The organism is Pseudobutyrivibrio sp., assembly GCF_017471675.1.
GTDB lineage: Bacteria > Bacillota > Clostridia > Lachnospirales > Lachnospiraceae > Pseudobutyrivibrio.
In genome coordinates, this window is the sequence record NZ_JAFUSK010000082.1 from 1 (window position 1) to 7,619 (window position 7,619).

8 protein-coding genes are annotated in these 7,619 nt (G+C 37.1%); 7 read left to right on the forward strand and 1 reads right to left on the reverse strand.

Translation table 11 applies throughout. The features are described 5' to 3' along the window. Positions 1-79 precede the first annotated feature (79 nt). From typA to IJ535_RS13070, 5 genes are all read left to right on the forward strand, one after another. The gene (gene typA, locus IJ535_RS13050; protein WP_294303730.1) at positions 80-1,912 is read left to right on the forward strand and encodes a translational GTPase TypA; all 1,833 of its coding nucleotides are present in this window, start codon (positions 80-82) and stop codon (positions 1,910-1,912) included. A gap of 7 nt (positions 1,913-1,919) precedes the next feature. After that, positions 1,920-2,399, forward strand: a complete 480-nt coding sequence (locus IJ535_RS13055; protein WP_294303732.1) for a cob(I)yrinic acid a,c-diamide adenosyltransferase — start codon at positions 1,920-1,922, stop codon at positions 2,397-2,399. A 104-nt stretch (positions 2,400-2,503) separates the two neighbouring features. Continuing rightward, positions 2,504-3,265, forward strand: coding sequence for a 4-hydroxy-tetrahydrodipicolinate reductase (dapB, locus tag IJ535_RS13060; RefSeq protein WP_294303735.1), 762 nt, complete (start codon positions 2,504-2,506; stop codon positions 3,263-3,265). Between the two features lie 50 nt (positions 3,266-3,315). Next, positions 3,316-3,972 (forward strand): alpha/beta fold hydrolase, encoded by a 657-nt coding sequence (locus tag IJ535_RS13065; RefSeq protein ID WP_294303737.1) that lies wholly within the window; start codon positions 3,316-3,318, stop codon positions 3,970-3,972. A 98-nt stretch (positions 3,973-4,070) separates the two neighbouring features. Beyond that, positions 4,071-5,675: a GGDEF domain-containing protein gene (locus tag IJ535_RS13070; protein WP_294303738.1), complete on the forward strand. Its 1,605-nt coding sequence runs from the start codon at positions 4,071-4,073 to the stop codon at positions 5,673-5,675. Positions 5,676-5,679: 4 nt separating this feature from the next. Here IJ535_RS13070 and IJ535_RS13075 read toward each other — a convergent pair whose 3' ends face one another. Continuing rightward, positions 5,680-5,940 (reverse strand): GNAT family acetyltransferase, encoded by a 261-nt coding sequence (locus IJ535_RS13075; RefSeq protein ID WP_294303740.1) that lies wholly within the window; start codon positions 5,938-5,940, stop codon positions 5,680-5,682. A 97-nt stretch (positions 5,941-6,037) separates the two neighbouring features. On the opposite strand from IJ535_RS13075, the gene IJ535_RS13080 reads away from it, so the two are divergent. Both IJ535_RS13080 and IJ535_RS13085 read left to right on the forward strand, forming a co-directional pair. Further along, positions 6,038-7,054 (forward strand): phosphatidylinositol-specific phospholipase C domain-containing protein, encoded by a 1,017-nt coding sequence (locus tag IJ535_RS13080; RefSeq protein WP_294303742.1) that lies wholly within the window; start codon positions 6,038-6,040, stop codon positions 7,052-7,054. 30 nt (positions 7,055-7,084) lie between these two features. Beyond that, complete coding sequence (locus IJ535_RS13085; protein WP_090545912.1) at positions 7,085-7,333, forward strand: hypothetical protein; 249 nt, start codon at positions 7,085-7,087, stop codon at positions 7,331-7,333. Positions 7,334-7,619: the final 286 nt, after the last annotated feature.

The window sequence follows — 7,619 nt, forward strand, 5'->3', positions numbered from 1 at the left end:
AGGAGCCACTTGTTACCTACCAGCGGATTAAATGGGGTTTTTACTGTACCTATAAGTTTGCAGTAGAAAAGGAAATTTTATGTCAGTAGTAAGTAGAGAAGATATTAGAAACATTGCAATTATTGCACACGTTGACCATGGTAAAACTACACTTGTAGATGAGCTTTTGAAGCAGTCAGGTGTGTTTAGAGAGAACCAAGAGGTTGCAGAGCGTGTCATGGACTCAAATGATATTGAGCGTGAGCGTGGTATTACAATTCTTTCAAAGAATACAGCAGTATATTACAAGGGCACAAAGATTAACATTATTGATACACCAGGCCATGCCGATTTCGGTGGCGAGGTTGAGCGTGTACTTAAGATGGTTAACGGTGTTGTACTTGTAGTAGATGCTTTTGAGGGTGCAATGCCTCAGACTAAGTTCGTTCTTATGAAGGCTCTTGATTTGGATTTACCTGTTATTGTTTGTATCAATAAGATTGATAGACCGGAGGCACGTCCGGATGAAGTTATTGATGAAGTGCTAGAGCTTTTCATGGATCTTGATGCATCTGATGAGCAGCTTGATTGCCCATTTATTTACGCAAGTGCTAAGGAAGGCTTCGCTATCAGAAGTCTTGATGAAGAGCATAAGGATATGACAGCACTCTTTGAGACAATTGTTGATTATATTCCAGCTCCAAAGGGTGACCCAGAGGCTCCAACACAGGTACTTATTTCTACAATCGATTATAATGAGTATGTAGGACGTATCGGTATCGGTAAGGTTGAGAATGGTTCTATTAAGGTTAACCAGGATGCAATCGTTGTTAATGCACATGATGAAAGCAAGAATAATAAGGTTCGTATCTCAAAGCTTTTTGAGTATGATGGTCTTAATAAAGTAGATGTTGAAGAGGCTAATATCGGTTCTATCGTAGCTATTTCCGGTATTTCAGATATTCACATTGGTGATACAATCTGTGCAGTTGATGCACCTAACCCAATTCCATTCCAGAAGATTTCAGAGCCTACCATTTCAATGAACTTCATTGTAAATGATAGCCCACTTGCTGGACAGGAAGGTAAGTACGTTACATCACGCCACATTCGTGAGCGTCTTATGAAGGAATTAAACACAGATGTTTCTCTTAGAGTAGAGGATACTGATTCACCAGATTCACTTAAGGTTTCAGGTCGTGGTGAGCTTCATCTTTCAGTACTTATCGAGAACATGCGTCGTGAGGGCTTTGAGTTTGCTGTATCAAAGGCAGAGGTTCTTTATCATACAGATGAAAAGGGACGTAAGCTTGAGCCAATGGAGCGTGCTTATGTAGATGTTCCAGATGAGTTTACAGGAGCAGTTATTGAGAAGCTTTCACAGCGTAAGGGTGAGCTTCAGAACATGACACCTATTACAGGTGGTTACACAAGAATAGAGTTTAAGATTCCAGCTCGTGGACTTATCGGTTACCGTGGTGAGTTCATGACAGATACAAAGGGTAACGGAATCATCAATACAATTTTTGAAGGATATGAGCCATATAAGGGTGATATTGCTTATCGTAAGCAGGGTTCACTTATTGCTTTTGAAACTGGTGAGTCAGTTACTTATGGTTTATTCTCAGCTCAGGAACGTGGTACATTGTTCATTGGACCAGGCGAGAAGGTTTATTCTGGTATGGTTATCGGACAGAGCTCACGTGCTGAGGATATCGAGCTTAATGTATGTAAGAAGAAGCATCTTACAAATACTCGTTCATCATCAGCAGATGAAGCACTTACACTTGTTCCACCTAGAGTGCTTAGCCTTGAGCAGGCCCTTGATTTTATCGATGTTGATGAGCTTTTGGAGGTAACTCCAGAGTCTCTTAGAATTAGAAAGAGAATTCTTGATCCATTAATGAGAAAGAGAGCTAGCATAAGAAAGTAGGAGAATCATGGAAAAGGGAACTATACAAGTTTACTACGGAAACGGACAAGGTAAATCCGCAGCAGCACTTGGAAATGCCATTCGCTTTGCATCACAGGGTAAGAAATGCATTATTATAGAGTTTCTTAAATCAGAGACGAATACAGATTATTTTGAAAAGCTTGAACCTGAAATCAAGCTTTTCAGATTTGAGCGTTCAAAAGATGGATTTGAAAATCTTACTGAAGAACAAAAAGAAGAAGAGAAAATCAACATTCTCAATGGCTTGAACTATGCCAAAAAGGTGTTAGGAACAGGAGAATGTGATTTGTTGGTTCTTGACGAAATTCTTGGAGTATTAGATGAAGGCATTGTTGCTGAGGAAGACATTACAGGCGCGCTTGAGGGTAAATCAATTGCAACTAATGTTATCCTTACAGGCCAAAATCTGTCAGAAGGAATTTTGAAAACCGCAGATAACGTGTTGAAAATAGAGTCAGAGAAATAATCTCTGGCTCTTGTATTTTATTGTGACTTTTTATAAACTTAGTAAAAACGTAAAGATTTTCGTTTTTCTGATGAAGAATAAAATCTAAGAATGAGGTGAATAAAATGGTTAAAGCAGTTATGCATGGTTGTAACGGACACATGGGAAGAGTTATTACAGATTTGTGCAAGGATGATAAGGATATCAAAATCGTTGCAGGTGTTGATAAATACACAGGAGTAGCTAATGATTATCCTGTTTTCGAATCAATTGATAAGGTAGATGTTGATTTCGATGTAATTATAGATTTTTCAAACGTTTCTGCTATAGATGATTTGTTAAAATACTGTGAGACTAACAATAAAAATGTGGTGCTTTGCACAACAGGTCTTTCAGAGGAAATGCTTGCACATGTTGATGCTGCAAGCAAAAAATGTGCAGTTCTTCGTTCTGCAAATATGTCGCTTGGAATCAATACTTTGTTTGATTTATGCAAGAAGGCTACTCAGGTTTTTGCAGATGCAGGCTTTGATATTGAGATAGTTGAGAAGCATCATAATCAGAAGCTGGATGCTCCTAGCGGAACTGCTTTAGCACTTGCAGATGCATGTAACGAAGCATTAGATGAAAAATACGATTATGTATATGGCAGAGCTGATAGAAGAGAAAAGCGTCCTAAGAACGAAATAGGAATCTCTGCTGTAAGAGGCGGTAATATCGTCGGAGAGCATGAGGTAATCTTTGCAGGATTAGACGAAGTTATTACTATCAAGCATACTGCTTATTCTAAGGGCGTTTTTGCTAAGGGAGCAGTAGAAGCTGCTAAGTTCTTAGCTGATAAGCCAGCAGGATTATATGATATGAAGCAGGTAATCGCAGATAAATAGATTGCTTTTAAATTAAAGAGAAGGTGCCGTAAGGCTAATGAGGGTGATATATGTACATTCAGCTTAATTCACAGGTAATATGTTATGAGAAGACCGGCGAGGGGACGCCGGTTATTCTTATACATGGAAATAAGGAAGACCATCATATCTTTGACGAGCTTGTGGAGGTTATGAGCAGGGAACATACGGTGTATGCTATGGATTCAAGGGGGCATGGAGAAAGCGCCACCCCTAAGGAATATCATTACTCTGACATGGCAGATGATGTACTTAATCTTATTGATGCTTTGGATATTATTTCACCAGCACTAGTGGGATATTCTGATGGAGGTATTGTGGCTCTTTTAGCTGCAATTAAAGCCAGTAATAAGCTGTCTCGTATAGTATGCTGCGGTGCTAATCTTACACCAGCAGGTATACATCACAAGGATTTGCGGGAAATAAAAAAAGATTATAAAAGAGATAATGACCCACGCACCCTAATGATGCTAGTAGAGCCAGATATAGATACATCAGAATTACAAAGAATTTCTGTACCTGCATTGGTTATCGCTGGAGAAAAGGATTGTATTAAAGAAAAAGAGACAAACAAGATAGCATCTAACATCAAAAATGCTCAGATGTTGATATTACCAGGTGAAGATCATTCAAGCTATATAGAACATACTGACAAAATATATAATTATATATACAGATTCTTAGTATAATTAGTGTAATTGATATAATGAGAAAAATGTGATAAAATTGTTATAAATCTGTGAACGAGATGAATCATACCGATTATATATAACTTTAAGGAGCTGTAATGACAAGCAACATTAAGAAACAAAAAGATATACTTATTTCAAAAATCAATACAGTAATGCTTGTGATTGCAGCTTTGCTTTTAATCACATGTTACATTACTACCAGAGATAATACTTCTTCTGGAGAATTTTCTACAATTGAACCTACAACAGTAGCTAAATTAGCTGACGGTTCAACAGAATATATTTTGGATACATCAAATTTCGATTACCATTATACAGGTATTTCATTTTATACAACCCACCACAGAGTTTTAGGCTTTAGTAGAGGAAAACAGATATATTCATTTACTAAAGACGGGGGTATTTGGACCTTATCTCCAGGCTCAAAGTTTCATTTTATAGATATCAATGAAAATATGCATTTTGTATCTATAATTGTTAATCCTGTTTACGAGCAGGTGGCGAACCAGAATATTACATTTTATATAGGCAGTTCTTATGGAATGTATAATACAATCCTACTAGATTCCATGCCTAGATTTTTTATAAGCTTATTGATAGTACTTTTGAGTATTGTAATATTAGCATATTACGGTGTGATGCATAAGAAACAGCAGCTTTCAAAAGAACTATTATATTTAGGCTGGTTTACATTTTTCTGTGGAGTTTGGTCTATTAATGAAACCGATGCAGCTAATTTGATTTTCCAAAACAGGATTCTCAATTCAATCATTCCTTATCTATGTCTTATGTTGGTAATACCACCATTTATTATGTTTTTTGATAGCTATCTTAATATCTATAGCAAGGTATTAAGAAAAATAATTATTTGGACATCAATGATGCAGTTTGTTGTTCTTACTGCTTTACATTTTCTAAGGATTGCAGAATATAGGCAGACCCTTGTTGTAATGCAGGTTATGCTTGTGTTAGCTGTATTCTATATGATTATTGAAATGGTTGTGCAATTAATACATGGAAGAATTACCAAGCACATAGAAATTTGCGCAGTAGGCTTAACAGGATTATTAATAGCAGTTGTTGTTGATATATCTCAGTATTACAGAGCAACAGGGGATGCTGATAGAATTGGCAGATATGTATTCTTCCTTTTCATCTTAATCTTAGCTAGAGATATGATAAAGGATGCTAATGAAATCTTAGAAAAGGGACGCCAGGTTAAGCAGCTGGAGATATTTGCCCTTACTGATAGCATGACTGGTCTTTTAAACAGAAATGCATTTGAAAGTCACGCAAAAAGCGGTGGCAATTTAGAAGGACTTGTAGCTGTAGTGGCTGATGCAAATGGTCTAAAGCATTGCAATGATACATTTGGCCACGAAGCAGGCGATGAATATATTACTATTGTTGCAGAAATCTTCAATGATGTTTATGGCAAATATGGTAACTGCTATAGAACAGGTGGAGATGAATTCTGTTGTATTATTCCTGCCAATAGAAATGTTAATACAGAACGCCTTAAGAATCTTTTTATGACTAAGATTTACACCGCAAATGTAAATGGTGAACATGAATACAAGATTGGTGTTGCTATTGGAGATGCCACTTATGATTCATCGGTAGATAGTGATTTTAGAGCTCTAGTAAAAAGGGCTGATGCTCACATGTACGAAAACAAAAGGGAATCTAAATCATCTTAATGCACTAGATTTCTAAGCTATTCATCCAATCTACGAGCTCCTGAAGACCATCCTCATTAAATGGTGCAGTCTTAGACTGTTTCAGTTCATCATCAGTGTTTTCAGAGCTGTATGGACCAGGCCAAATAGTGGCCTTGAAGACAGGTTCTTCGGCACCTTCTTCTACAAACTTTTCAATTTTATAGCATTTGTTTTTATCGCTCCCTGTAAAAGAGGGAGCTTTTTTGTAATATCCTATTGATAATAATCTTTTTCGTTCAATCATAATCTATATTTTAAAGAAACTAAAAGACTTTGTCACTAAAGAATGCTAAAATAATAGTAAATAATCGAGAATAATTTTAAGAAATGGGGGCATGCATATGGAGAAGGGACGGATTTTTAGAATAACCTGCGGGGCAATGATTGCAATCATAATAGTCATTTTGATTGCCTTGTTTGTCAGCGATGATAATACTGAAGCTGATTTTGCGATTGATATGGATGCACCATATTCCGATACATCCAACTGGATGCAGTATATAGATGATGAGGTATATCTATCACAGATCACAATACCAGGCACCCATGATTCTGCCGCCTCGAATGTAATGCTAGGATACGTTATGAGATGCCAGGACAATGATATAATTACTCAGCTGGAAGACGGCTACAGATACCTGGATTTAAGAGTAGCAATAGACGATATAAAAAGCGATGGAAAGCTAAAGCTGGTCCATAATTTTGCCAACTGCCACAAGGATGGCAATCTATTTTCAGATTATCTTTATTTCGATGATGTAACTAAGGATTTATACACATTCTTACAGCAACATCCAACAGAAACAGTAATAGTTAATATTAAGATAGAAGACGACAATCATTCTGTCAGTGACATCCAAAAGCTTCTACAAAAAGAACTCAAATCTAATAAAGACTACTGGTACACCCAAGATGAAATTCCAACACTTGCAGAGGCAAGAGGACGAGCTGTTCTAATGACCAGGTTTGAGGATGAAATGGGTACTGGCATTACCGGACTTAACATGAGTTGGGCAGAGCAGGACAATAAAATCCCTTCTGACATCCCTTACGAGCTATATGTGTACGACAATTGCAGACTATGGGTTCAGGATCGATACAAATATTCTGTCGAGGATAAATACAACGCTGTTGTAGATGGCTTAGAAAATTGCGAAGCTGATGAAAATACCTGGTTTTTTAATTTTACAAGTACCAGCGGTGATGGTAAAATAGGTCATCCAAGGGGTTATGCCAAGGCGCTAAATGAATTACTAATGGAATATAACCTTAAGCCAGAAACCAGCTATGGAATAATAATCGTAGATTTTGGTAATGCCAATCTGGCAAGACATATTTATTACACAAATTATCGCTAGAATATAAAAAAAACAAGGAGGACAGCATATATGGAGAGACAAGAAGAGCAGGAGATTAATCCAATCCTTTTAGAGTTTTTAGACACCGACTCCTTTGAGGAAAAATACAAAATTCTGGTGGCAACACCTGTAATGGATTTTGATAATCTATTAATTGACAATATGGCTTCATCCATCGATGTGGTAATTGAAGACGGAGACATTGATACAAGAGTACAGGATTTAAAGGTTTGTGTCAGAACAAGAGCTAAATACGAAACCACACGTTTCCGCAGATAGTATTGAAACCTATCAAGCAGTCTAGTTTATCTAGGCTGCTTTTTTGTTATTCACGGACATACATATATAGTAGCTGTGGATTTAGCCGCCTCCCGCCACGCCCCACTCCCAAGACCAGCATAAAATTACTAGAGATGTGTCCGCCTTATGTATTAGACAGTGGCCCTAGCTAAGTACACAGTCGAAGAATTACTGATTTTCTAAATGCCACAACTCGCATTTTTTATTACACATGTTCTTTCAAGGTTTGACAATTCTGTCGGTACTGTATGTATCTCACAGACAC